General features: G+C 71.5%; 24 protein-coding genes. 1 reads left to right on the top strand and 23 read right to left on the bottom strand.

Annotated features, from left to right (window positions below):
* Nucleotides 1-65 precede the first annotated feature (65 nt).
* The 12 genes from ASF37_RS08030 to ASF37_RS07975 all read right to left on the bottom strand — a co-directional run bounded on the left by ASF37_RS08030 (nucleotide 66) and on the right by ASF37_RS07975 (nucleotide 11,962).
* Nucleotides 66-374, bottom strand: a complete 309-nt coding sequence (locus ASF37_RS08030; RefSeq protein ID WP_055963441.1) for a putative quinol monooxygenase — start codon at nucleotides 372-374, stop codon at nucleotides 66-68.
* Nucleotides 371-1,327 carry a cyclase family protein gene (locus ASF37_RS08025; protein ID WP_056579818.1) on the bottom strand — a complete coding sequence of 319 codons (957 nt, stop codon included), beginning with the start codon at nucleotides 1,325-1,327 and terminating at the stop codon, nucleotides 371-373. The genes ASF37_RS08030 and ASF37_RS08025 overlap by 4 nt, the downstream gene beginning before the upstream one ends.
* A 52-nt stretch (nucleotides 1,328-1,379) precedes the next feature.
* Nucleotides 1,380-2,438: a phosphotransferase family protein gene (locus ASF37_RS08020; RefSeq protein WP_056573574.1), complete on the bottom strand. Its 1,059-nt coding sequence runs from the start codon at nucleotides 2,436-2,438 to the stop codon at nucleotides 1,380-1,382.
* A 3-nt stretch (nucleotides 2,439-2,441) separates the two neighbouring features.
* Nucleotides 2,442-3,224, bottom strand: coding sequence for an SDR family oxidoreductase (locus tag ASF37_RS08015; protein WP_056579817.1), 783 nt, complete (start codon nucleotides 3,222-3,224; stop codon nucleotides 2,442-2,444).
* Nucleotides 3,221-4,456, bottom strand: a complete 1,236-nt coding sequence (locus ASF37_RS08010) for an acyl-CoA dehydrogenase family protein (RefSeq protein ID WP_055963428.1) — start codon at nucleotides 4,454-4,456, stop codon at nucleotides 3,221-3,223. Before ASF37_RS08010 ends, ASF37_RS08015 begins: the two co-directional genes overlap by 4 nt.
* Nucleotides 4,456-5,274, bottom strand: a complete 819-nt coding sequence (locus ASF37_RS08005; RefSeq protein WP_056579815.1) for an enoyl-CoA hydratase-related protein — start codon at nucleotides 5,272-5,274, stop codon at nucleotides 4,456-4,458. Before ASF37_RS08005 ends, ASF37_RS08010 begins: the two co-directional genes overlap by 1 nt.
* A 54-nt stretch (nucleotides 5,275-5,328) precedes the next feature.
* Nucleotides 5,329-6,333, bottom strand: a complete 1,005-nt coding sequence (locus ASF37_RS08000; RefSeq protein WP_055963422.1) for an ABC transporter permease — start codon at nucleotides 6,331-6,333, stop codon at nucleotides 5,329-5,331.
* Entirely contained in the window at nucleotides 6,330-7,886 is a 1,557-nt protein-coding gene (locus tag ASF37_RS07995) for a sugar ABC transporter ATP-binding protein (RefSeq protein WP_082480314.1), read from the bottom strand. Before ASF37_RS07995 ends, ASF37_RS08000 begins: the two co-directional genes overlap by 4 nt.
* A 51-nt stretch (nucleotides 7,887-7,937) precedes the next feature.
* A complete protein-coding gene (locus ASF37_RS07990) occupies nucleotides 7,938-8,912 on the bottom strand; it encodes a sugar ABC transporter substrate-binding protein (RefSeq protein WP_055963419.1) in 975 nt (324 codons plus the stop codon).
* A 91-nt stretch (nucleotides 8,913-9,003) separates the two neighbouring features.
* The gene (locus ASF37_RS07985; protein ID WP_056579813.1) at nucleotides 9,004-9,657 is read right to left on the bottom strand and encodes an HAD family phosphatase; all 654 of its coding nucleotides are present in this window, start codon (nucleotides 9,655-9,657) and stop codon (nucleotides 9,004-9,006) included.
* Complete coding sequence (locus ASF37_RS07980) at nucleotides 9,654-10,463, bottom strand: SDR family oxidoreductase (RefSeq protein WP_056556279.1); 810 nt, start codon at nucleotides 10,461-10,463, stop codon at nucleotides 9,654-9,656. The genes ASF37_RS07985 and ASF37_RS07980 overlap by 4 nt, the downstream gene beginning before the upstream one ends.
* Nucleotides 10,460-11,962 carry an AMP-binding protein gene (locus ASF37_RS07975; RefSeq protein ID WP_200931194.1) on the bottom strand — a complete coding sequence of 501 codons (1,503 nt, stop codon included), beginning with the start codon at nucleotides 11,960-11,962 and terminating at the stop codon, nucleotides 10,460-10,462. Before ASF37_RS07975 ends, ASF37_RS07980 begins: the two co-directional genes overlap by 4 nt.
* Before the next feature lie 134 nt (nucleotides 11,963-12,096).
* On the opposite strand from ASF37_RS07975, the gene ASF37_RS07970 reads away from it, so the two are divergent.
* Nucleotides 12,097-13,311 (top strand): acetyl-CoA C-acyltransferase, encoded by a 1,215-nt coding sequence (locus ASF37_RS07970; RefSeq protein WP_056573585.1) that lies wholly within the window; start codon nucleotides 12,097-12,099, stop codon nucleotides 13,309-13,311.
* A 17-nt stretch (nucleotides 13,312-13,328) separates the two neighbouring features.
* Here the strand turns inward: ASF37_RS07970 and ASF37_RS07965 are convergent, their stop codons facing one another.
* The 11 genes from ASF37_RS07965 to ASF37_RS07915 form a co-directional block, all read right to left on the bottom strand.
* A complete protein-coding gene (locus ASF37_RS07965; RefSeq protein WP_056579810.1) occupies nucleotides 13,329-14,078 on the bottom strand; it encodes a dienelactone hydrolase family protein in 750 nt (249 codons plus the stop codon).
* Nucleotides 14,079-14,147: 69 nt separating this feature from the next.
* On the bottom strand, nucleotides 14,148-14,525 hold the full coding sequence (locus ASF37_RS07960; RefSeq protein WP_082480317.1) for a metal-sulfur cluster assembly factor: 378 nt from the start codon (nucleotides 14,523-14,525) through the stop codon (nucleotides 14,148-14,150).
* On the bottom strand, nucleotides 14,522-15,637 hold the full coding sequence (locus tag ASF37_RS07955) for an amidohydrolase family protein (RefSeq protein WP_056556291.1): 1,116 nt from the start codon (nucleotides 15,635-15,637) through the stop codon (nucleotides 14,522-14,524). The genes ASF37_RS07960 and ASF37_RS07955 overlap by 4 nt, the downstream gene beginning before the upstream one ends.
* Nucleotides 15,634-16,308 (bottom strand): cysteine hydrolase, encoded by a 675-nt coding sequence (locus ASF37_RS07950; protein WP_056579808.1) that lies wholly within the window; start codon nucleotides 16,306-16,308, stop codon nucleotides 15,634-15,636. Before ASF37_RS07950 ends, ASF37_RS07955 begins: the two co-directional genes overlap by 4 nt.
* A gap of 24 nt (nucleotides 16,309-16,332) precedes the next feature.
* Nucleotides 16,333-17,343, bottom strand: coding sequence for a LacI family DNA-binding transcriptional regulator (locus ASF37_RS07945; RefSeq protein ID WP_162239230.1), 1,011 nt, complete (start codon nucleotides 17,341-17,343; stop codon nucleotides 16,333-16,335).
* A 10-nt stretch (nucleotides 17,344-17,353) separates the two neighbouring features.
* Complete coding sequence (locus ASF37_RS07940; protein WP_082480320.1) at nucleotides 17,354-18,022, bottom strand: flavodoxin family protein; 669 nt, start codon at nucleotides 18,020-18,022, stop codon at nucleotides 17,354-17,356.
* Between the two features lie 31 nt (nucleotides 18,023-18,053).
* Nucleotides 18,054-19,595, bottom strand: coding sequence for a class I adenylate-forming enzyme family protein (locus ASF37_RS07935; protein ID WP_056556294.1), 1,542 nt, complete (start codon nucleotides 19,593-19,595; stop codon nucleotides 18,054-18,056).
* Nucleotides 19,595-20,458, bottom strand: coding sequence for an amidohydrolase family protein (locus tag ASF37_RS07930; protein WP_082480323.1), 864 nt, complete (start codon nucleotides 20,456-20,458; stop codon nucleotides 19,595-19,597). Before ASF37_RS07930 ends, ASF37_RS07935 begins: the two co-directional genes overlap by 1 nt.
* Nucleotides 20,451-21,434 carry a carbon-nitrogen hydrolase family protein gene (locus tag ASF37_RS07925; protein WP_056579806.1) on the bottom strand — a complete coding sequence of 328 codons (984 nt, stop codon included), beginning with the start codon at nucleotides 21,432-21,434 and terminating at the stop codon, nucleotides 20,451-20,453. Before ASF37_RS07925 ends, ASF37_RS07930 begins: the two co-directional genes overlap by 8 nt.
* Nucleotides 21,431-22,450, bottom strand: coding sequence for an ABC transporter permease (locus tag ASF37_RS07920; protein WP_056556297.1), 1,020 nt, complete (start codon nucleotides 22,448-22,450; stop codon nucleotides 21,431-21,433). The genes ASF37_RS07925 and ASF37_RS07920 overlap by 4 nt, the downstream gene beginning before the upstream one ends.
* A 45-nt stretch (nucleotides 22,451-22,495) precedes the next feature.
* Complete coding sequence (locus tag ASF37_RS07915) at nucleotides 22,496-24,058, bottom strand: sugar ABC transporter ATP-binding protein (RefSeq protein WP_056579804.1); 1,563 nt, start codon at nucleotides 24,056-24,058, stop codon at nucleotides 22,496-22,498.
* Between the last annotated feature and the right edge of the window lie 2 nt (nucleotides 24,059-24,060).

Below are 24,060 nucleotides of genomic sequence, written 5' to 3'. Positions count from 1 at the left end.
TGCTGTTCTACTGGCGACGGCGTGGCGGTGCAAACCGGTGTTGCCGGTCCGGAGCCCCTCGGGGCTCATGAGGGGTCCGCGACGTCGACCGCCTCCAGCACCCGGACCACCGGTGCCGCGGCGAGCAGGGGCGCCAGCCTGGCCGAGGTCTCCTGGAAGTGCTCGGCCGCTCCGTGCGCCTTGAGCGCCTCGACCGAGGACCACCGCTCGAGCATGACGAGCTCGTCCGGTCGGCGTCGCACCCGGTGCAGGTCGTAGCGCAGGCATCCCTCCTCGCCACGGACCGTCGCGAGCGACGCCTGGAGAATCTCCGCGAGCTCGTCACCGCGCCCCTCCTGCGCCTGGATCGTCGCGACCACGTCGAACGCGCTCATCGCACGACCACCGGGTTCACGGGGGCGCCCGTGCCACCGACGACCTTGAGCGGTGCCGCCGTGTAGAGGAACGTCCAGCGCTCGTCCGCGGCACAGGCGGCGGCGAGGTCCTCCAGCCACGCGATCTCCGTGAACGCGACGCCCAGGTTGCGCATGAGGGCGCTGTGCAGCGGCAGCGTGACACCGCTCGAGGGCTCCAGCGTCACCTCGTTCGCGATCGTGTCCGTGACGAGGTTCGGGATCTCCATCGCCTGGAACCACTCGACGAGCTCGGGGCTGTAGGTGAGGCCCGGCTCGAGGAAGCCGTCGTAGAACTCCTCGGCGCTCTGCCGGTAGAAGGAGCCGACGAAGCCGGTGCGGACGACCAGGATGTCGTGCTTCTCGATCGTGCAGCCCTGGGCGGCAGCGATCTCCAGCAGGTCCTCGTGGGTGAAGGTCTCCCCCTTGTCGAGCGCCGCCTTGCCCCGGTGGCGCGCGACGTCGATCAGCACGCCGCGCCCGACCACACCACGCTCGGCGATGGGCAGGACCGACGCCTTCTCCATCGCGCCGTCGGTGGTGGCGGCGTCGTAGCCGTTCCAGATCTGGCCGTCGTACCAGACGTGGCCGAGGGAGTCGTACTGCGTGGACGCCTGCAGGTAGAGCGTCGCGACGTCGTCGGAGTAGTGCGCTCCGCCGGGCGTCTCCACGCCCTCGCCCCGCTGGAAGAAGCCCTCGTCCATCACGTTCGTGCGCTGGATGCTCTCGCGGCCCGGCCACACCGGGTCGCCGGACGGATCGCCCATCCGCACCTGGAGCGTGAAGACCTCGCCCGACCGGACCTCGGCGACGCCGCGGAGCACCTCCGCACTCGTGAGGTAGTTCAACGAGCCCACCTCGTCGTCGGGCCCCCACTTGCCCCAGTTCCTCGGGGAGTCCTTCAGGAAGTCGCCCACGTAGGGGGTCTCGGTCATGTCGTGCTCCTTCGGTCGTGGATCGGGTGGGGTCGGATCATGGGTGGGCTGGTCAGCGGTCGAGACCGGCGGTCTCGACGACGACCCAGGCGCGCTCGACCAGCTGGTCGATGGCCTCCGGCACGGGTGGGCCGCCGTCGGCGGCGTTGCTCGGCTCGTCCAGGGCCCGCCGCATCACGCCCTCGGCGATGACGGCGATCTTCCAGAGACCGAGGGCGTGCCAGTAGTCGAGGTCGGACCGCTCGCGGCCCGAGGCCTCCAGGTAGGTCCTGGCGATCTGCTCGCGCGAGGAGAAGCCCGGCAGCGCGGACGCGGCGAACGCGTGGGTCGCACCGTCGGAGGCCTCCGGCCAGTAGGCGAGCAGGCTGCCGATGTCGGCGAGCGGGTCGCCGAGGGTGCTGAGCTCCCAGTCGAGCACGGCACGCACGTCGCCCAGCTCGGGGTCGACGATGACGTTGCGCAGGTGGAAGTCACCGTGCACGAGGGCGACGTCGCGCCCAGCGTGCGTGGACTGCTCCGGCATGCGCCGGCGCAGGAGCTCGGTCATGGCGTCGAGCCGGGGCAGGTCACGCGTGCGCGAGGCCTCCCACTGCCGGGACCAGCGCTTGAGCTGGCGGGCGGCGTACGGCGAGCGGCTCGCGAGGTCACCCAGCCCCACCTCGTCGACGTCGACCTCGTGCACCGCCGCGAGCGTGCGCGCGAGCGACGGTCCGATCGCGGCCCGCAGCGAGAGGCCGAGCCCCTCCGCCACCTCGTCGCGGTCGACGACGAGCCCGTCGACGTGCTCCATGACCACCACCGGGGTCTCGGCGAGGGCGTCGTCCACGTAGCGTCCCAGGACCTGCGGCACGGGCACGCCGGTGTCCGAGAGCGCCGCGAGGATCCGGTGCTCGCGCAGCACGTCGTGCGCCGAGGCGAGCAGCTCGCCCCGTGGCGGACGACGGACGATCCAACGAGCGTCGTGCTCGTCGCGCACGAGGTAGGTCAGGTTCGACTGGCCGCGGCCCACCCGGTCGGCCACGAGGCCTCCCTGCACCTCGTGGCCGTCGGCACGCAGCAGCGCGGCGAGCACGTCCAGGTCCAGCGCGACGTCGGTCGCGGTCCCGGGCACGACTCAGCCCTCGACCCGCGCCGCGAGGGCATCGGCCGCCGCACCGGACCCGATCATCTGGCCGCCGTCGATGACGAGCGTCTCGCCGGTGATCCAGGACGACGCGGACGATGCGAGGAACAGCACGGCCGCCCCGACGTCGTCGGGCTCGCCGATCCGGGCGAGCGGCGTCCGCTCCACCACGGCACCCTCGTGCTCCTTCCACAGCGCCTCGGCCAGCTTCGTCCGCACGACACCCGGCGCGACGGCGTTGACCCGGATCGACGGTGCGAGCTCGATCGCGAGCTGCTTCGTCAGGTGGATGAGGGCGGCCTTCGACACGTGGTAGATCCCGAGGTCGGGCCCGACCGACAGGCCGCCGATCGAGGCCGTGTTCACGATCGATCCGCCGTGCTCGCCCATCCAGGCGTCGACCACGAGGCGTGACCACAGGATCGGCGCCCACAGGTTCACGTCGAGCGTCTTGGCGAAGCGGCCGTGGTCCTGGGCGAGCACCGGGCCGTAGGCCGGGTTGGTGCCGGCGTTGTTGACCAGCACGTCGACGCTGCCGAACGCCTCCATCGTCCGCTCCACGCACGCGCGGGCGAGGTCCTCGTCGGTCGCGTGGGCCCCGATCCCGAGCGCCCGCGGGCCGACGGAGTCGGCGGCCGCACGGGCCGCCTCCTCCGTCCGTGCCGTGAGCACCACGTTGGCGCCTGCGTCGTGCAGCGCCGCCGCGGCCGCGAGGCCGATGCCGCGCGAGGCGCCCGTGACGATCGCGGTGCGACCCGCGAGCGGCTCGCTCACCTCTTCTTGTTCCAGTCGGCGTTGATCCGGCGCAGCTCGACCTGGGCGATGGTGCGCTTGTGCACCTCGTCCGGTCCGTCGGCCAGACGCAGCGTGCGCTGGTGGGCGTAGAAGCTGGCGAGCGGGAAGTCGTCGGTGATGCCGCCACCGCCGTGCACCTGGATCGCGCGGTCGATGATCTTGAGCGCGACGGCCGGAGCGGCCACCTTGATCGCCGCGATCTCGGTGCGCGCCTTCTGGTTGCCGACCGTGTCCATGAGCCACGCGGTCTTGAACGTGAGCAGACGGATCATCTCGATGTCGATGCGCGCCTCGGCGATCCAGTCCTGGATGTTGGACCGGTTGGCCACGGGCTCGCCGAACGTGACCCGGTTCTGCGCGCGCTCGATCATCAGGTCCAGGGCGCGCTCGGCCATGCCGATCGACCGCATGCAGTGGTGGATGCGACCGGGTCCCAGGCGGGCCTGGCTGATCATGAAGCCGTCACCCTCGCCGGCGAGCAGGGCGGTCTTGGGCACCCGGACGTCCTCGAACAGGATCTCCGCGTGACCCTCGCGGTCCATGTAGCCGAAGACCGGGAGCCCTCGGACGATCGTGATGCCGGGGGTGTCGAGCGGGACCACCATCATCGACTGCTGGCGGTGCTTCGCGGCCTCGACGTCGGTCTTGCCCATGACGATCAGGACCTTGCAGTTGGCGTGCAGCGCGTTGGAGGCGAACCACTTGCGGCCGTTGAGCACGTACTCGTCGCCGTCGGCGTCCATGCGCAGCTGGACGTTGGTGGCGTCCGAGCTCGCGACCTCCGGCTCGGTCATGCAGAAGGCCGAGTTGATCTCACCGGCGAGGAGCGGCTTGAGCCACTTCTCCTTGTGCTCGTCGGTGCCGAAGAGCTCGAGCACCTCCATGTTGCCCGTGTCGGGAGCGTTGCAGTTGATCGCCTCGGGGGCGATGTAGGGGCTGCGCCCGGTGATCTCGGCGAGCGGCGCGTAGTCGAGGTTGCTCAGGCCGGGGGCTCCCCAGTCCTCGCGCTCGTGCGGGTGGAAGAGGTTCCACAGACCACGCTTCCTGGCCTCGGTCTTGAGCTCCTCGAGGATGGGCGGGTGGAAGTTGGCGTTGCCCGACTCCGCCATCTGGGCGGCGTAGACGGACTCGGCGGGGTAGACGTAGCCGTCCATGAACTCCAGGAGCTTCTCCTGGTACTCCACGGACCTCTGGCTCGGTGCGAACTCCATCAGATCTCCTTGCGAGGTAGCGGTGCGAACACCGGCGGGCGCCGTTCGGTGAAGCTCGCGACGCCCTCGGCGATGTCGGAGCCCCGGAAGGACTCGCGCATCAGGACGTCGGCGGCCTGCACCGACTCGGCGAAGCTGCGCTCGGCGTCGAGGAGCAGCTGGGACTTGATCGTGGCCATCGACCACGGGGAGCAGGACGTCGTGAGGTCGGCGGCGTAGGCGACGGCCCGCTCGAGCAGCTCGTCGGCGCGCACGAGGTGCTCGACGAGCCCGATGCGGTGCGCCTCGTCCCCGTCGACACTTCGTCCGGAGAGCAGCAGGTCCGCCGCGCGTCCGGGCCCGACGAGCCGCTGGAGCAGCCAGGCCATGCCGTACTCGGCCACGAGACCGCGACGCGAGAAGGCCGTGAGGAACACCGCGTCGGGCGAGGCGAATCGCACGTCGCAGTAGAGCGTCTCGACCATGCCGAGGCCGGCCGCGGCCCCGTTGACCGCGGCCACGAGCGGCTTGCGGAGCGTGAGCGGCAGGTGCCGCGGGAGCGGGCGGTCGATCTCGGCGTCGGTGGCGTCCGCCGCGCCCGCCAGGTCGCCCATGTCGGCGCCGGCGCAGAAGCCTCGGCCTGCACCGGTGACCACCACCGCGCGCACGTCGGGATCCTCGTCGGCCGCCAGCAGCGCGGCGAAGTACTCGTCCTCCATGGCGTTGGTCCAGGCGTTGAGCCGCTCGGGCCGGTGGAGGGTGAGGACGAGCACCGCACCGCGTCGCTCGGAGAGCACGGTCGGCTCGGACCTCGTCTCCTCCGGGGACGTCGTCGTCATGACTCGACCTTACATGAATCTGAGTTCAACTTCATTAAATTGGTCCTGCCCACGCTAGGCCATCGAGGCTCGGCGGCGAGCCAGCGAGCCCACCCCGACACCGAGGATCAGGAGCAGACCCTGGAACAGGTACTGCCAGTAGGTCTCGAGCCCGACGAGGGCGATGGCGTTGAAGCCCACCGAGACCGTGACGACGCCGATCAGCGTGCCGATGACGTGGAACTCGCCGTCGCGCAGGACCGCGGACCCGAAGAAGGCTGCGGCGAACGCGGCGAGCAGGTAGCTGTCTCCGCCGGAGACCGCCGCGCTGCCGGTGCGCGACGCCAGCAGGATGCCGGTGAGGGCGGCACAGATGCCACAGATGACGAAGGCGAAGACACGCACCCGGTCGACGCGGATGCCCGAGAGCTGGGCGGCCACGGCGTTGCCGCCGACCGCCTGCATCGACTGCCCGAGCACGGTGCGGTTGAGGATGAACCACAGCACGGCGGCGAGGCCGAGCATCATGAACACCGGGTACGGGATCCCCAGGAAGCGGCCGAGCGTCAGCTGGATGAAGCCGGCCGGGTCCGGCAGGCCCACCGGCGTGCCACCGGCGACGGCGTAGTTGATGCCGACCGCGACCGTGCCGATGCCGAGGGTCGCGACGAGCGCGTTCACGTTCAGCAGCGTGACCACCAGGCCGTTCGCGAGTCCGACCACGGCACCGATCACGACGGCCAGCACGAGCGCGGCGACGACCCCGATCTCCTGGTCGACCATCGCCGAGAGGCAGATGACGCCGGACAGGCTCGCGACGTTGCCGATGCTGAGGTCGAACTCGCCCGTGACCAGCGCGAACGTCAGCCCCATCGCGATGATCGCCGACAGGGCGCTCTGGTTCAGGATGTTGATGAAGTTGTCCCAGGTCGCGAAGGTGTCGGGCTCGAGGATGCTCGTGCTGACGACCAGGACGGCGAGGACGAGGAGGGCGCCGTAGCGACCGAACCACTTCCACACGCGTGTGCTGGTGGAGGGGGTGGCGACGACGGCCGTGGGGTCGAGCGCGGTGACGGTCATGCGAGGTCCTGTTCTGTCGAGCCGAAGCAGAGCGAGGTGAGACGGTCCTTCGTGGCCCGGGCGGCGGGCACCGTGGCGGTGATGGTTCCTTCGCGCATCACGACGACGCGGTCGCAGATGGCGAGCTCCTCGAAGTCGCTGGAGATCATGAGGATCGAGGTCCCCTCGGCGGCGAGCGCCCGGATGATGTCGTAGATCTCGCTGCGGGCGCCGACGTCGACGCCGACGGTGGGCTCGTCCAGGATCAGCAGTCGTGGGCCGGCGAGCACGTTCTTTCCGACGACGATCTTCTGCTGGTTCCCGCCGCTGAGCTCACCGACCTTCTCGTGGACGGAGCCGGCCTTGACGCCGAACCGGGACACCGCGTCGCGGGCGATGCGCGCCGCCCTGCGCGGGCTGAACGTGCCCAGCCGCTTCTCGGGGTCGCGCAACGAGGCCATGTTGAGGTTGGAGCTGACGGAGTTGCGCAGGATCAGGCCCTGGGAACGACGCTCCTCGGGCACGAGTGCGACACCGGCACGGATCGCCTCGAAGGGCGAGCGCGGTGCGTACGGGCGTCCGTCGAGCGTCATCGAGCCGGAGCCGACCGGGTCCGCCCCGATGAGCATGCGCGCCAGCTCGGTGCGACCCGCCCCGACGAGGCCGGCCACGCCGAGGATCTCCCCCCGGTGCAGGGTCAGGTCGACGTCGTGCACCCGCGGCAGGCGGGTCAGGCCCTGCACGCGCAGGAGCTCAGGAGCCTGCGTGGGGTCGCCCTCCGTCTCGCGGTGGGTGACCTCCTCCACGTCCCGACCGACGATGTGGCGGGTGAGCGCGGGGACGTCCAGGTCGGCCGCGGCGAAGCTCCCGACCAGTCGGCCGTTGCGCAGCACCGTCACGTCGTCGGCGACCTGCAGCACCTCCTCCAGGCGGTGCGAGATGTAGAGGATCCCGACGCCGTCGGCCGTGAGCTCGTCGATGATGCCGTAGAGCCGCTCGGCCTCCTCCTGGGTGAACGACGCCGTCGGCTCGTCCATCGCGACGATGGTCGCGTCCCGCATGAGCGAGCGGCCGAGCGAGACCATCCAGCGGTCGGAGACGGCGAGGTCCTCGACCCTGGTGTCGAGCGGGACGCGGTAGCCGATGCGCTCCTGGACGGCCAGGGCCTTGCGACGCAGGCCGCGCTGGTCGATGACACCGGAGCGGTGGTGGTCCGCGCCCATCGCCATGTTCTGCAGAGCCGTGAACTTCGGGACCAGGTTGAGCTCCTGGTGGATGAAGCTCAGGCCGAGCCGCGTCGCGTCCTGCGGCGCGTGGATCGAGACCTGCTCGCCGTGGACGCGGATCGTGCCGGCGTCGGCCGACTCCGCCCCGGCCAGGATCCTGACGAGGGTCGACTTCCCGGCCCCGTTGGCCCCGCACAGGGCGAGGACCCGCCCGGGGCGCAGGCTGATGGACACGTCCTCCAGGGCCTGGTGCCCACCGAACTGCTTCGAGATGCCGGACATCTCCAGGCACGTCGGCTCGGGCACCGGGGCGACCTCGCGGTCGTCGAGGGCTGTTGCTTCGCTCATGCACACTCCTCTGGGGTTCCAGGGCGCCGGCCCTGGAGGACGTGGTCGGGACTACTTGGTCGAGTCGGGGTACTCGGCCAGGAAGTCGTCGATCGTGTCGGTCGTGACCAGCACGTTGGTGAGAGGAACCTCCTGCGGCTCCGCGTCCACGCCGCCCTCCACGAACTCCGGGACGAGCTTCGCGAAGTCCTCGCCGGCCTGGTCGGCCAGCAGGAAGACGGTGGCCCGCATGTCGCCGGCCTTGATCGCGTTGATGGCACCCGGCTGTCCGTTGATGCCGTAGACGAGGACGTCGTCACGGCCGGCCGACTTGAGCGCGGCGATCGCGCCGAGGGCCGGGTCGTCGAAGCATCCCCAGACCGCGAGCTTGCCGCTGCCCTTCGGGTGCTTGGCGAGCCAGGCCTGCGTGAACTGCGTGCTGCCCTCGACCTGGCCGGGGATCGGCACCTCGTTGCGCGTGGTCTCGATGTCGGTGCTCTTCAGCGCCGTGTCGAGCGCCTCCTCGCGGCCGATGCACGGCAGGCCGCTCTTGTAGCCCAGGACGAGCAGGTCGCCCGCGCCGCCCATGTCCTCCACGAGCTGCTTGGCGACGGGCTCACCGTTGGAGACGCCGGCGTCGAGGTTGGCGGTGATGCCGTCGGCCGTGCCACCGGAGATCGAGACCACCGGGATGCCTGCGGCCTTCGCCGCCTGGGCGCCGGCGGTCAGGGTGTTGCTGTCGAAGACCGCCGTGACGATGAGGTCGACCTTCTTCTGGACGTAGTCCTGCATCGCGCCGTTGGCCTTGTCGACCGCACCCTGCGGGTCGACCGCGCTGGTCTCCCAGCCCTGCTTTTTCGCGTACGCCTGGAAGGAGGCGATGGCCTGCTCGGACGTCTGGTCGCTGGAGGCGAACTTGACGATGCCGATCGAGTAGCTGTCGTCGCCTCCGTCGCCGGACCCGCCCGAGTCGCCGCTGCCACAGGCAGCGGTGACGGTCAGGGCCGCGGTGACGACCAGACCGATGCCGAAGCGTCGAACGTTCATGGGTTCCTCCTGAGGGTGGTCCGCCCGGGTGGGCAGACAGTGCTGTCGGAACGACCGGACGGCCGCGCCGGGGTGCTGCTCGATCCCCCGATCACTGCACGGTGGAGGTCCTCCTCGCCCCGACCTCGAGCAGCTGCGAGAGCTGCGCCGCGGTCTCCTCCGCCTCGCGGTGCACGACGCCGGCCATCCCGAGACGCTCGGCAGCGACGATGTTCTGGGCGAGGTCGTCGACCATGACGGCCTCGTGGGGCGCGACGCCGAGGCGTTCGCACCCGATCTCGTAGAGGCGGCGTGACGGCTTGCGCACGCCCTCCTGCCCCGAGATGGTCACGGCGTCGAACATCGTGGGCAGGTCGAATCCCGCGTAGCAGTCGCGTCCGAGCGAGTTGGACACCAGACCGACCGGCACACCGTCCTCCCGCAGCGACGCGACCAGCTCGACCATCGCCTCGTCGCGGACCAGGCGTGCCTGCATCCGACCGATGAGTCCCTCGGTCTCGACCTCGACCCCCTGGGCGCGAAGGCGCTCGGCGAGTCCCGCCTCGAACGGGTCGTGCCCGAGGCGCCCCTCCTCGTGGTCGACCAGCAGCTGCCGGGCGGTGGGGTCCTCGGCGAACAGGCGCATGGGAAGTGTCTCGTCGCCGCACTCGTCGCGGCCGAACGCGGCGAACCCGTCGAGGACGCTCGAGGTCAGAACCCCGCCGAAGTCGAACAGCACCGCGCGACGAGCGCTCCGGGCGCTCATCCGAGCGACTCCTGGTAGCGCCGCATGCCGGCGATCCATCGGTCGTAGTCCGACCCCTTGCGCCGGAAGTACTCCAGCACCTCGGGGTGGGGGAGGATGAGGAAGCGCTCGGCGTCGATGCCCTCGAGAACGATGTCGGCGACCTCCAGCGGCTCCAGCACCCCGCCCGCCTCCGTGACGGCCTTGGCGCCACGGCGCGCGGTCTCGTCGTCGGACTCGGCGCCACCGTTGAGCATGTCGGTGTTGACCCCCATCGGGCACAGGCAGCTCACCGCGACGCCCCGCGACCCGTACGTGACCGAGAGCCACTCCGAGAACGCGACCGCGGCGTGCTTCGTCACGGAGTAGGTGGCCGAGCCGATCTGCGTGACCAGGCCGGCCGCCGACGCGGTGCTGAGGAAGTAGCCCTCGCCCCGCTCGAGCCAGCCCGGGACGAGCAGACGGGCGGCCCGCACGTGGGACCGGACGTTCACGTCGATCGAGGTGTCCCACTCGGCCTCCGTGGCCTCGAGTCCCTGGCCGAGGCCCACCCCGGCGTTGGCGGCGTAGAGGTCGACCGGGCCGAAGCGCGAGGCCGCGAGGTCGAGGACGCGGCGGATGTCACCGTCGTCGGCACAGTCCCCCGCGACTCCCGCCACGCGACCCGGTGCGACGCCGTCCAGCCGTTCCACGACGTCCTTCACGCGCACGTCGTCGAGGTCGGTGACCACCACGCTCGCACCGTGCTCCAGCAGCCGCTGGGCCAGGGCCGCGCCGATGCCGCCGGCGCCGCCGGTCACGACGGCGACCCGCCCCTGGACCTTCATGCGGTCACCTCCGCGGCAGCGACCCGGATCGCGTCCCGGTCGATCTCCCGCTTGAGGATCTTGCCGGTCGCGCCCTTCGGGAGGGCCTCGACGAACTGGTAGAGCCGGGGCACCTTGTAGGCGGACAGCTGGACCTTGGCCCAGGCCCGCAGCTCCTCCCCGGTGAGCCGCGCACCGGGGCGCAACGAGACCACGGCCGCCACCTCCTCGCCGAAGTGGTCGTCCGGGACACCGACGACGGCGACCTCGACGATGTCGGGGTGCTCGTAGAGCACCTCCTCGACCTCGCGCGGGTACACGTTGTAGCCGCCGCGGATGATCAGGTCCTTCGCCCGGTCGACGATGCTGAGGTAGCCGTCGCCGTCGAGCGACCCGAGGTCACCGGTCTTGAGCCAGCCGTCCTGCAGGTCGGCGGCGGTCGCGTCGGGGCGGTTCCGGTAGCCCTTCATGATCGTCGGCCCCTTCAGGAAGACCTCGCCGACCTCCCCGGCCTCGAGCACGCCGCCGTCGACGGCGCGGACCTCGATGGAGGTCCCCGGCAGCGCGGGTCCCACCGTCCCGGCCTTCTGGGGGCGGTTGATGTCGTTGAAGGTCGCGGCACCCGTGGACTCGGTGAGCCCGTAGCCCTCGAGGATCGTGCAGCCGAACCGGTCGAAGAACGCGCGCATGACCTCGGCGGGCAGCGAGGCGCCGCCCGAGGTCGCGAGTCGCAGCTGCTCGAAGTCGGACGGGCCGAACTCGTCGGTGGCGGCGTGCAGCATCGCGTTCCACATCGTCGGCACGCCAGCGAGCACGGTGAGGCGGTCGCGGCGCACCATCTGCAGCATCTGCGTCGGCTCGAAAGGCGCGAGCAGCGAGAGCGACGCCCCCTGCACCAGCACCGTGTTCATCACGACGGCCTGGCCGTAGACGTGGAAGAGCGGGAGGCCGGTGCCGAAGCGGTCGTCGGGCGTCAGGTTGAGCACGGGCATGAACGACGCGGTGGTGTCGACCAGGTTCGTCGCCGTGAGCTCGACGCCCTTGGGGCGGCCGGTGGTGCCCGACGTGTAGAGAATGATCGCCGTGTCGTCCGGCGCGTGCTCGTGCGCCTGGGGCACCGGCTCGGCGTCGAGACGAGCGCCCTCGTCGAGGCGCCAGAACGCGATGCCGCGCTCGGAGGCGGCGGCGGACGCGGCGTCCTGGCACTCGTGCCAGGCGATGACGAGCGACGCCTCGGAGTCGTCGAGGACGTAGCCGATCTCCGGGCCCGTCGCCATCGTGTTCATGGTGATGACGCTGATGCCCGCGGCGTGCAGTCCCAGGTAGGCGACGGGGAACTCGACGATGCTCGGGGCGATCAGCACCACGCGGTCGAGCGGTCGCAGCCCGGCCGCCACGACGGCGCCCGCGAACCGGGCGCTGGCCTCCTTGAGCTCGCCGTACGTGAGCCCTCCCCTCGGGGAACGGAGGGCGACCCGCTCGGGGTCGCGATCCGCGATGGACCAGACGTCTGCTGCCACGTTCACCATGCGCTGCCACTTTCCTCGGTCGGGATCGGTGTGACCTGACTCACGCGACGGACGCTAGTTGAATCCGGGTTCAGGTTCAAGTAGGTTGCGGAAAAATCTCTCCCCACCGACCCAGGAGCGCTCCCGTGAGCCGTCCAGCCCCTCGTGCCGCGATCGTCTCGACCGCCCGCACCCCCATCGGGAAGGCGTACCGCGGCGCCTTCAACAACACCCCGGCCGCCGAGCTGGCGGGCCACGCGATCTCGCACGCGGTGGAGCGGTCCGGCGTCTCACCCGCTGAGATCGAGGACGTGATCCTCGGCTGCGCCCTCCCCGAGGGCTCGTCCGGCTTCAACGTCGCGCGTCAGGCGGCCCTGCGCGCCGGGCTGCCCGTGACGGTGCCGGGATCGACCGTCGACCGGCAGTGCTCGTCCGGTCTCATGGCCGTGGCCATCGCCGCCAAGCAGATCCTCGTCGACGGCCAGCGGGTCGCCGTCGGTGGCGGGGTCGAGTCGATCTCCCTGGTCCAGAACGAGCACATGAACACCCACCGCGCCGGCGACCCGTGGCTGCGTGAGCACGTGCCGGGCCTGTACATGCCGATGCTGCACACCGCCGAGAACGTGGCGGCGCGGTACGGCGTGAGTCGTGAGCGCCAGGACGAGATGGGGCTGCAGTCGGTGCAGCGCGCGGCGGCTGCGCAGGCGGCCGGTCACTTCGACGACGAGATCGCTCCCATCACCGTGCGGACGCTCGTGCTCGACAAGACCTCGGGAGAGACGAGCGAGGTCGAGCAGACGGTCTCCGCGGACGAGGGCGTGCGCGCCGGCACGACCGCCGAGGGCCTGGCCGGCCTGCGCACCGTGCTCGAGCCGGGCGAGGTCACGGCCCACCCGACCGTGACGGCCGGCAACGCCTCGCAGCTGAGCGACGGCGCCTCGGCCAACGTGCTGATGGACGCCGAGCTCGCCGAGGCCCGCGGCATCGCTCCGCTCGGCTACTACGTCGGCATCGCGGTGACCGGCTGCGAGCCGGACGAGATGGGCGTCGGTCCGGTGACGGCGATCCCCCGGCTGCTCGAGCAGCACGGCCTCGCCGTGGAGGACATCGGGGTGTGGGAGCTCAACGAGGCCTTCGCCTCGCAGGCCGTCCACTGCCGGGACGTCCTCGGCATCGATCCCGCCCGGATGAACGTCGACGGTGGCGCGATCGCCCTCGGCCACCCCTACGGCATGACGGGTGCCCGCGGCGTGGGCCACGCGCTCCTCGCCGGCCGTCGGCTCGGTGCGCGCTACGTCGTCGTGTCGATGTGCGTCGGCGGCGGGATGGGCGCAGCCGGCCTCTTCGAGGTCGGCGGCTGACGAGACGCTCTCGACGGTCAGCCGAGGACGGAGGCGAGGTGCTCTCGGAGCTCGTCCTCGTGACGCTGCGCCGCGACCGCGTCGTACATCGACGTGTCGGCCATGGTGAAGCCGTGCGGCGCTCCAGGGTAGACGGCCTGGTCGAGCACGACGCCGGATGCGGCAGCGAGCTCGGCGATCGACTCCTGGTGCTCGGAGGGCATCGACGGGTCGTCGTCGGCATGGCGCAGCAGCACCGTCGCACGCGCGGTGCGCAAGGAGAGGTGCGGGCTCTCCTCGGTGTCGTCGACGAGCCCACCGCCGTGGAAGCCTGCGGCGACGGAGACGCGGCCGGGGTGGTCACCTGCGGCACGCAGGGCGATCCGGGCGCCCATGCAGTACCCGACGACCCCGACCGGACCGTCGGCCACGTCGTCGCGCGCCTGCAGCACGTCGAGGAAGAGGGCGGTGTCGGGCCGTGAGAGCTCGGGCGTGAGGGCGTGGACGCGCGGCATGGCCTGCTCGAAGAACGCCTCGCGAGCCCCGGGCTCGCGCAGGTCCCCCTCGGGCGACGTCTCCGCAGCCGTGCCGAAGTGGTGGAAGACGTTCGGCGCGAGCACCGTGTAGCCCCACGACGCGAACCGGTCGGCCATGACATGGATCTGGGGTCGCAGCCCGATCGCATCGACCACGAGGAGCACTCCCGGCCACGGCCCCTCCCCCACGGCAGGCGTGGCCACCCACGCCTCGATGGGACCGTCGGGACCTTCGATCTGCGCCTCAGCCATGCTGCGAGCCTAGCCAGCCGCCGTGCGTGCACCGAGACCCGACGAGTGCGCCGTCCTCAGGACACCGCGTCACGGTCGCGGCCCCCCGATCCTGGCCCGGGCGAGATCGAGCGTGCGGCGACCCTCCGCCGTCGCGCGCGCCTCGGTCCACAGCGGCGCCCACCGGGGCGACACCTCGACGGACGAGACTCCATCGATGGCCAGAGCCGCCTCGGTGACCTCTTCGATGATGTGGTGGGTGAACGGGCAGCCGGGTTCGGTCAGGGTGACGACGACGCGTGCGCAGCCGTCCACGACGTCCACGGCGTCGACCAGGCCCAGGTCGACGATCGAGGTCGGGGCACCGGCAGCCACCATGCAGGGGTCGGGCACGTCACGCAGGGCGACGGCCACCGCGTCTGCCGCGGTCCCGCTGGTCGCCGGGAGCCGACTCCCTGCCGCACTCATGCCGGGACCTCGGCGGCGTCGGCGGCGCGCACGATGCTCCAGGGGTCGCGGTACCCGTCCCGGGCCACAGCGGTGGCAAACCGGTCCCCCGCGGTGCTCGCGCGTCGCTCGACCGGGTCGATGCCGTGCAGCCGCGCGAGGTTGCCCCCGAGAATCAGGTCGCGTGTCCGACGATCGAGGGTGTGCGGGACGTCGTCCGGCAGCTCGAACCGGTCGAACGCGTCGAGCAGGTACCGCGGGTGGGGGTTGGTCGCGGCCGAGGAGTAGAGGATCCGGTCCGGGCCGCCCTCTGACAAGAACGCGCCGAGGATCCGCCCGAACGCCGCCGGATCGAGCAGCACGCTGACGAACGAGGCCTCGAGCGTCACGTAGACGTTCGGGTGGTTCATCAACAGCATGCGCGTCTCGTCGATGAACATGAACCCGGCATGGACGATCTGGAAGTTGATGTCCGGGAACCGCGCGGCGGCGCGACCGATGTCGTCGACCCGCATCGCGTCGGTGGAGACCGGCCCGAGGGGCAGCGCCTTGTGCACCGCGATGTTCTTGACCCCGAGCTCCTGGGCGAGCTCGAAGACCGGGTAGGCGAAGGTGTCGTCCGACATCTCCCAGTACCGCGTCCGGCCACGCAGGTACTGCGCCGGGTAGAGCTTGATGCCGTCGGCGCCGAGGTCACGGACCTGGTGCTCGATCGACTCGAGCGCCTCCTCGCCCCGGAACAGGTCGGCTGTCGCGTACCAGAGCACCCGCTCCGGGTACCGCCGCTTCAGCTCTGCGCCCTTGTCGATCGCGGAGAGGCCGTCGACGTACGCGTCGTAGATCGGCAGGGAGTGCACGCAGGCCAGGTCCGTGGCGCTCTCCAGGAACATCGTGTCGACGAACTGCTCGATGTCCCAGTCGCGCTCCCACTGCTCACGGGTCAGCTGGTGCTCGGGCGGGTTGATGATGGGGTGCGAGCTCCACATGACGTCGGTGAACGCTTTGCCGTAGGAGCCGCGCTGGTTCTCCGGCGCGAAGTTGTAGGGGTGGCAGACCGCGTCGGCCACGAAGGGCCGGTCCCCGGGCGGGGTCACGTCGGGCGGGGTCGCACTCTCGGGTGCTGGACTGGTCATCGTCGTGCTCCTTCGGTGAGGGCGGCGACCGTGGCCGCCGCGGTCGAGAGGGTGCCGATCCCGTACGCCATGCTGCGCAGGGAGGACGTGTGCAGGTCGTCGTCGACCGCGGCCGTCGCGTCGGCCACGACGACGACCCGGAGGTCGTGGGCGAAGGCGTCGCGGGCGGTGCCCTCGACGCAGACGTTGGTGGTCACGCCGCACACCACGACGGTCCCGACGTCGAGCGCACGCAGCTCCTCCGCGAGGCCGGTGCCGAAGAACGCGCTGTACCGCGTCTTGTCCACCACGCGCTCTCCTGGCCACGGGGTGAGGGCGGGCACGATCTCGGCGTCCCAGTCGTCGCCGACGAGAGCACCGGGCAGGCGCAGCGCCGGCGCGACCTCGAAGAGCAGCCCGGCGTCGCCGTGGTCGGCCCGCAACGAGTAGCGGGTGTGCACGACGTGCGCGCCACCGTTCCGGGCAGCGGCGAGCAGCGACGCCACCGTCGGCACCACCGCGGCCGCCGGCCGGTGGTCGAGCCCGCTGCGGGCGACGCTGCCGGCCTCGTCGCAGAAGGCGTTCTGCATGTCGACGACGAGCAGTGCCGTGCTCGCGGGGTCGAGCTCCAGGCCCCGTCCGCCGGCGCCGTCGAGGCCGGATGCATACGTATGGATCATCTCGTCGACCATGCCCGTCCCCGCCCTCTCGCCGGCTCAGGCCCGCGCCGGGCCGGTGCTGGAACGGCGGACGAGCCGCACCGGGTGGACCTGTCGCTGCGGCTCCGCCGAGTCGTCGGTGCCGTGGATGCGCCCGAGCACGAGCCGGGCCGCCGCCCGCGCCATCTCGTCCATCGGCTGGCGGACGGTCGTGAGACCGAAGCGGTCCCAGCCGGCCATCGTGAGGTCGTCGTAGCCCATGACCGAGAGATCATCCGGGACCCGTAGCCCGTGCCGCTGGGCGGCGTCGAGCACGCCGAACGCCACGAGGTCGTCGGCGCAGAAGATCGCCGTCGGCACGTCCGGCCCCTGCATGAGCTCGGCGCCCAGCTGCTCGCCGACCTCGTAGGAGAACGGACCCTCGCGTCGCAGCCGCTCGTCGAACGGCACCCCCAGCTGCGCGAGCGTGCCACGGAAGGCCTCCTCGCGGTCGCGGAAGACGGCCATCGCGCTCGGACCGGTGATGAGGCCGATGCGGCGGTGGCCGAGCTCGACGAGGTGCTCCGCAGCGAGCCTGCCGCCGGCCGTGTAGTCCGACAGCACGCGATCGAGAGGCCGGCTCTCGATCTCGCGATTCACCAGCACGACCGGCATCCGCAGGTCGGCGAAGCCGGTCGCGGCGGTGTCGGCACTCTGCGCCGAGGCGAACACGACACCGTCGACCGAGCCCAGCAGCAGGTCGACGAGCTCGCTCCCGTCGTCGGAGCCCTGCTGGTCCGACACGAGGAACGTCCGGTAGCCGGCGAGGTGGAGCTCGTCGCGCAGCGCGTCGACGACCTCCAGGAAGTAGGGGTTGCGCAGGTCGGCGACCACGACGCCGATGGTCTGCGTCCGACGTGTCTTGAGGCTGCGCGCCGCGTGGTTGGTGACGTACCCGAGGCGCTGGGCCACCTCCTGGACGAGCAGCTGCGTCTGCTCGGTCACCCTCGGGTCGCGACGGAGCGCACGAGACACGGTCGACTGGGAGACGCCGGCCTCGCGGGCGATGTCGCGACTCGTGGGGCCCACGCGCGTCATGCTACTCAGCAAGGGGCACCTCCCAGAGGGTCGCGGGCACGCCAGGACGTACACAGCGGTCCGGGTAGGGCGAGGGATGCTTCGCCCGCCCGGCCGCGAGCTGGCGTGCCACCGAGGCCACGTGCTGGCCGTGCAGCTCGGCGGTGCGCAGGTCGTTCGCGGGCGGGGCGTCCGGCGGCCGTCGGTCGATGTCGGCCTGTGCCATCACGCCGAGGTACCCGCCCATGCGGTTGAGGGCCGTCTCCATCGACGTCGAGGTGGCGTAGTGCCCCCCGACGTGTCGGACGGGCACCCAGATCATGCCGAGCTGGGCCGCGAACACCGCGAGGTCCTGGAGCGCGTTGAGCTTGTCCCCGGACGGCCCGGCGCTCACCGTGAACCCGCTCGCCACCTTGTTGAGCCACATCCGCTCGCGCCACACGTCTCCCGCGAGCCGTTCGACGAACGTCTTGAACACCGCGCTCACCGAGCCGATGTAGGTCGGGCTGCCGAGCACGACGGCATCGGCGGCATGCAGGCGGTCCCAGTGGTCGTCGACCTGCTCGACCGGCACGAGGAGCGCCGTGGCGCCCTCGACCATGGCGACGCCGCGGGCGACCGCCTCCGCCAGCGCCCGGGTGGAGCCCCGATAGGCGCTGTGGAAGACGACCGCGACGTCGACGTCGGTCATGCCCGGCCCCTGCTCACGGACGCCCGCCCGTTCATCGGCCGGCCTCCGCGCGGTCGCGCAGAACTCGACGCAGGACCTTGCCGCCCGCGTTGCGCGGCAGCGCCTCGACGACCTCGACGTGCTTGGGCACCTTGTAGCCGGCCAGCTGCTCGCGGCAGAACGCGAGCACCTCCTCCACGTCGAGGCGACCCGACGCGCCCGGGGCGAGCGTGACCGAGGCGCGGATCGCCTCGCCCCACCGCTCGTCGGCGACACCGAAGACCGACGCCTCGTCGACCGCGGGGTGGCGGGCCAGCACCTCCTCCACCTCGCGCGGGTACACGTTGAGCCCGCCCGTGATGATCTTGTCGCCCTTGCGGTCGACCAGGTAGAGGTAGCCCTCGTCGTCGCGCACCGCGAGGTCGCCCGCCGAGAACCAGCCGTCGCGCAGCGCGGCCGCGGTGGCCGCCTCGCGCCCCTGGTAGCCAGTGAACAGGTACGGCGAGCGGCTGAACAACTCACCGACGTCGCCGACGCCGACCTCGTGGCCCTCCTCGTCGAGCAGCCGGACCTCGGTCGCCGGGAACGGCAGCCCGACGGACCGCTCCTTGCGCAGCTGGTCGGCGGGCGCGAGGTTGGACACGACCCCGGCCTCGGTCGAGCCGTAGCACTCGAAGAGGTACCCGTCGCCGATGACGTCGACGATCCGCTCCTTCATCGCCTGCGAGAGCGGCGCCGCGTTGGACACGATGGTCTTGAGCGCGCCGTGCCCGATCGCCGCGACGCGCTCGTCGCCGAGGCCGAAGAGACCGTGGAAGTGCGTCGGGACCATGAAGGCGTTCGTGATCGGCTCGGCGGCGAACCCGGCCAGCACGGCCTCGGGGTCGAACCTCGGCAGGATCGTCGCGGACCCGCCGAGGAAGACGTTGGCGAGCGTGAACGAGAGCCCGGCCCCGTGGTACATCGGGGCGATCGTGAGCCCGTGGTCGCGGGGACCGTAGGCGCCGTACTCCGCGGCCATCGCCAGGTAGTTGAGCGTGCGCGAGCGGTGCGGGCACAGGACGCCCTTCGGCTCGCCCGTGGTGCCGGAGGTGTAGTGGACGACCATGGCGTCCCACTCGTCCGGGACGACGCCGGGGTGCGAGTCGCGTGCCGCGCCGAGCCAGTCCTCGTAGCCGTCGTCCAGCAGCACGACCGGGATCCCCGCCGCGTCGGCGACCGACCGCGCCACCTCCTCGCACGCCCGGTCGACGACGAGCGCCCGCACCTTGCTGTCGGCCACGATGTAGCTCATCTCCGCCGCCGACGAGGCCGGCGAGATCGTCACGACCGCCAGGCCGGCGCCGGCGAGGCCGACCACCAGCTCGACGTACTCGAGGCGGTTGCCCGCGACGACCGCGACGTGGTCGCCCGACGTGAGCCCCAGCCCGGCGAGAGCGGCGTTGCCCACGCGGTGCACGCGGCTGCGCAGGGCGGCGTAGGTGAGGGTCCGCTCCCCCTCGCGGAGCGCGACCTTGCCGGGAGTGCGTCCGGCCGAGACCCGGACGCCGTCGGCGACCGTGAGCGGGACGAAGGTCGCAGGGATCGCCGCCATCACAGACCGAAGATCCGCACGGCGTTGTCGCGCAGGAGCTTGCGGCGCGACTCCGGTCGCAGTCCCAGCCCGTCGATCTCCTCGATCGCGCGCTCGGGCCCGATCACGGGCCAGTCGGTGCCGAACAGGCACTTGTCCGAGCCCCACGAGTTCGCGAACTTCACGTACTCCGCCGGCCAGTGCTTGGGCGCGTAGGCGTCGGCCGCGACGTAGACGTTCGCGTGCTTGAAGCACATCGCGATCATCTCCTCCGTCCACGGCCAGCCCAGGTGGATGCCGATGATGGTCAGCTCCGGGAAGTCGATCGCCACCCGCTCGAGGGTCTGGGGACGCCCGACGCTCTCGAGGATCCGGTCGCGGCGGTAGTCGAGGCAGTGGCCGACCTGCATCATGATCGGGATCCCGAGCTCGGCGCAGCGGGCGTAGTACGGGTAGTACTGGGCCGCGTCCGGTGCCAGGCCGAACCAGTGCGGGTAGAGGTGCGCCCCCACGAAGCCGAGGTCGTGGACGGCGTGGTCGAGCTCCTTCAGCCCGGAGATCCCGCGGGTCGGGTCGATGCCGGCGAGCCCGCTGAAGCGGCCGGGGAACGCCGCGCAGTAGTCGGCGACGCGCTGGTACGGGATCTCGTAGGAGTGGCGGACGCGCAGGTCGCCCGCCCGGGTGGCGATCAGCAGCGAGCGCTCCACACCGGCCCGGTCCATGGCGGCGACGTAGTCCTCCATGGGGACGCCCCGGCGCATGTCCTCGGGCATGCGGACCTTGTCCATGAAGGTCTCGTCGACGCCGACCTGGTCCTCGGCGATCTCGCGGGGCGTGTGCGGCGCGACGACGATGTCGATCGCGCCGTAGGACATCTCAGTCATCGTTCTCCTCGGTCGGGTGCGGCGCGGACGCCAGCGTGGTCTTGGGCTCGTCGTCCACCCACAGGCGCAGCACGTCGCGCCGCGAGAAGTGACCGTTCGCGTCGAGGAGCGCGTGGACGCCGTCGATGGCCGTCAGGTCGATCTCGGCGGCGAGCAGGCACTCCTCGGGGCCCGTGTGGGGTCCGGCGGCCGTCGTGCCGTCGGGGTTGAAGATCGCCGACCAGCCGCCGCCGGCCGGCTGGATGGTCTGCGGGCCGAGCTCGGCCTCCATGAGCGCGACCATGTCGTCGGTCAGGGGGTTCTGGGCGACTACGACGAAGCACTGGCCGGTGAGCGCGTGCGTGCGCGACATCGCCTCGACCTGCAGGTCGAAGCTCTCCTCCATCCCCCGATGGGTCTGGAGGCCGGGCCAGGCGCCGGCATGGACCTGCTCGCCTTGGACGATGAGGGCCTGGCGCGCCAGGTTCATGGTGTGCTCCCAGCAGGCGAGGCCGCCCACGCGGCCGAGCCGGGTCTCGAACACGCTCAGCGTCGACGCGTCCCCCTGCCCCCAGACGAAGCGCTCCGCGTACGTCGGCTGGAGCTTGCGGTGGATGCCCAGCAGCGTGCCCTCGTCGTCGATGTGGACCTGCGTGTTGTAGAGCGTCCCGCCGTCGCGCTCGGAGACTCCGAGGACGACGTTCACGCCTGCCTGACGAGCCGCGTCCTGCACACGCGCGACGAGCGGCCCCGGCACCTCCACCGACGCGCCGCGGTAGCGCGCGTGCATGCCGAACAGGTCGGCCGGCGGGTACAGGTTGATCCAGTAGGGGAAGCCGGGCACGAACACCTCGGGGAAGACCAGCAGGTCGATGCCGCGCTCGCCCGCCTCCGCCACGAACCCGCACGCCTTGTCGATCGTCGCCTCGGCGTCGAGCAGCACGGGCGCGGCGTGCACCGCGGCGACCGTCCACACGGTCCGATCGCCGGTCGTCATGCCGCGGATCCCGAGATCGGTGCGGACCCGCGGGTGACCAGCTGCGACAGCCCGACGGCCACCACGAGCGCGCCGCCGTAGAACAGCTGCTGCACGTAGTTCTCGGCGCCCAGGAACTGCAGCCCCGTGATGCCGGTGGCCAGGAAGTAGGTCGCGACGAGCGTGCCCCAGGCGTTGAACCGGCCGGGCATGATCGCCGTCGCGCCGAGGAAGGCGCCGGCGAAGACGGGAAGCAGGAAGCTCGGTCCCGACGTCGGGTCGGCCGACCCGGACGTCCCGGCGTACATGACCCCGGCGACGCCGGCGAGCGTGCCGCCCGTGACGAGGGCGCCCACCCGCACGCGGTCGACCCGCAGGCCGCTCAGGCGCGCCACCGACCGGCCGCGGCCGACGATGAGCATCCGCCGGCCCAGGGTCGTGAACTCCATGACGTACCAGAGGACGACGACGGCGAGCAGTGCGTAGTAGAACTGGATCGGGATGCCGAGAAGGCTGTTGCCGACCGTCCAGTCGCTCAGGGCGACGTCGATGCCGGGCACCGTCGAGGAGCCCGAGATCATCAGCGTGACCCCGTAGGCGAAGGTCCCCGTGCCGAGCGTGACGATGATCGGGTCGATGCGGCACAGCGTGGCCAGCACGCCGTTCAGCAGACCCATCGCCGACCCGACCAGGATCGCGGCCACGATCGCGAACCCGATCGGCCAGCCGTGGTTCACGTTGAGCACGGCCACGGTCACGCTGGACAAGGTGAGCGTGTAGGCCAGCGAGAGATCGATGTCGCCGGTCGTCAGCGGCACGATCAGCCCGAGCGTGAGGATCAGGAAGACCGACTGCGTCGACAGCATCGACGACCAGTTCGCCGAGGTCGCGAAGGTGTCCGGCCGCAGGATGCTGAAGATGACGATCGTCACGACCCAGACGGCCGGAAGGGCCAGACGGCTCGGCAGTCCTGCCGGGAGACGTCGGGCCGGGCGAGCCGTGTGCGAAGCGGTGCTCTTCTCGGCGGTGGTGGTCATGGGAGCCTCAGTCCTGGGAGGGGTCGGTCGGTCGGGTCGGCGGGGTCACGCCGCGTCCTCGGCGGCGGCAAGCTGCACGCTGCTCAGGCAGCGCTCGGTGATGCGTTCCTTGGTGACGTCCCCTCCGGTCAGCTCCGCGACCACCCGGCCGCGGGCCAGCACGACCACGCGGTCGCACAGCGCGGCCAGCTGCTCGTGGTCGGAGCTCGCGCAGACCACAGCGCCCCCGGCGTCCGCGCTGCCGCGGATGACGTCCCAGATCTGACCTCGTGCGCCGACGTCGACACCCTGGGTCGGCTCGTGCAGCAGGAGCAGGCGCGGGCCGGTCTGCAGCCACTTGGCGATGACCGCCTTCTGCTGGTTGCCGCCGGACAGTGCCGACAGGGGCAGCGAGGGATCGCGGGGACGCACGTCGTACTCCTCCATGAGCGCGGCGGTGGCCGTCGTCATCGCCCGGCGGTCGAGGCCGAGGGCTCCCCGGAACCGGCCGAGGACCGGCATCGTGACGTTGTCGGTGACCGGGAGGGTCTGCACGGCCGAGTCGTTCTTGCGGTCGGCGGGCACGAGCGCGGTGGAGGCACACGGGCCGCGTCGCGACGTGAGGTCGTGCTCGGTCCCGTCGAGCTCGAGGCGGCCGGACGTCGGCGCGACGGCGCTGTGCAGCACGTAGGGCAGGGCCTCGAAGCCGGAGCCGAGCAGGCCGGTCACGCCCAGCACCTCACCCTCGTGGACGTCGAGGTCGACGTCCACGAGGGGGTCCGACGTGAGTCCACGCACCCGTGCCATCACCGGCGCGGCGTTCACGGTCGTCCCCGCCGCCGGGGGCGCGTGAGCCTCCAGCCGGCGGCCGATGATGCGCTCGATGAGGGCGTCGTGATCGGTCTCGGCCGTCACGAGGGTGTCGACGAGACGACCGTCGCGCAGGACGGTGGCGCGATCGGTCACCCGCAGCACCTCGTCGATGTCGTGGGAGACGAACAGCACCGACGCCCCGGACGCCGCGATGTCGCGCATCAGGCCGAACAGCTGGTCGACCTCCTCCCGCGGGAGGAAGACGGTCGGCTCGTCCAGGACGAGCAGGCCGTGGGCGCCTCCGTCGCCGTGGCCGCGCGCCTCGCGCATCCCCTCCATGGCCCGGGCGATCGCGAGCTGGGCACGCTGCACCGGTCGGACGTCCGCGACCGTCGCCGCCGGGTCGAGGTCGATGCCGTAGCGCTCGAAGACCTGCCGGGCCTTGCGCCGCTCCTGCGCCCACGAGATCCGTAGCCGCCGCTGGGCCATGTCGGCCACGACGAGGTTCTCCACGACGCTCAGCGACTCGATCAGCCCGAGGTCCTGGTGGACGAACTGCAGACCCAGCGTGCGGGGCGCGTCCGGCTGCAGCGGCAGCGCGACGTCGCGCCCGCCGACCCGCAGGCGGCCGCCGTCCGGGTCGTGGAACCCGGCAAGGACCTTGATGAGGGTCGACTTGCCCGAACCGTTCTCCCCGAGCAGGCCGTGCACCTCCCCCGGCGCGACCGACAGGTCGACCGCGTCGAGGACGGTGGTGCCGCCGAACGTCTTGGTGAGTCCGACCAGCTCGAGGACGGACGGTCCGGGCGTCGCCATGG

The organism is Aeromicrobium sp. Leaf289 (genome assembly GCF_001423335.1).
Classification (GTDB): Bacteria; Actinomycetota; Actinomycetes; order Propionibacteriales; family Nocardioidaceae; genus Aeromicrobium.
This window is presented reverse-complemented; position numbering and strand designations above follow the sequence as displayed.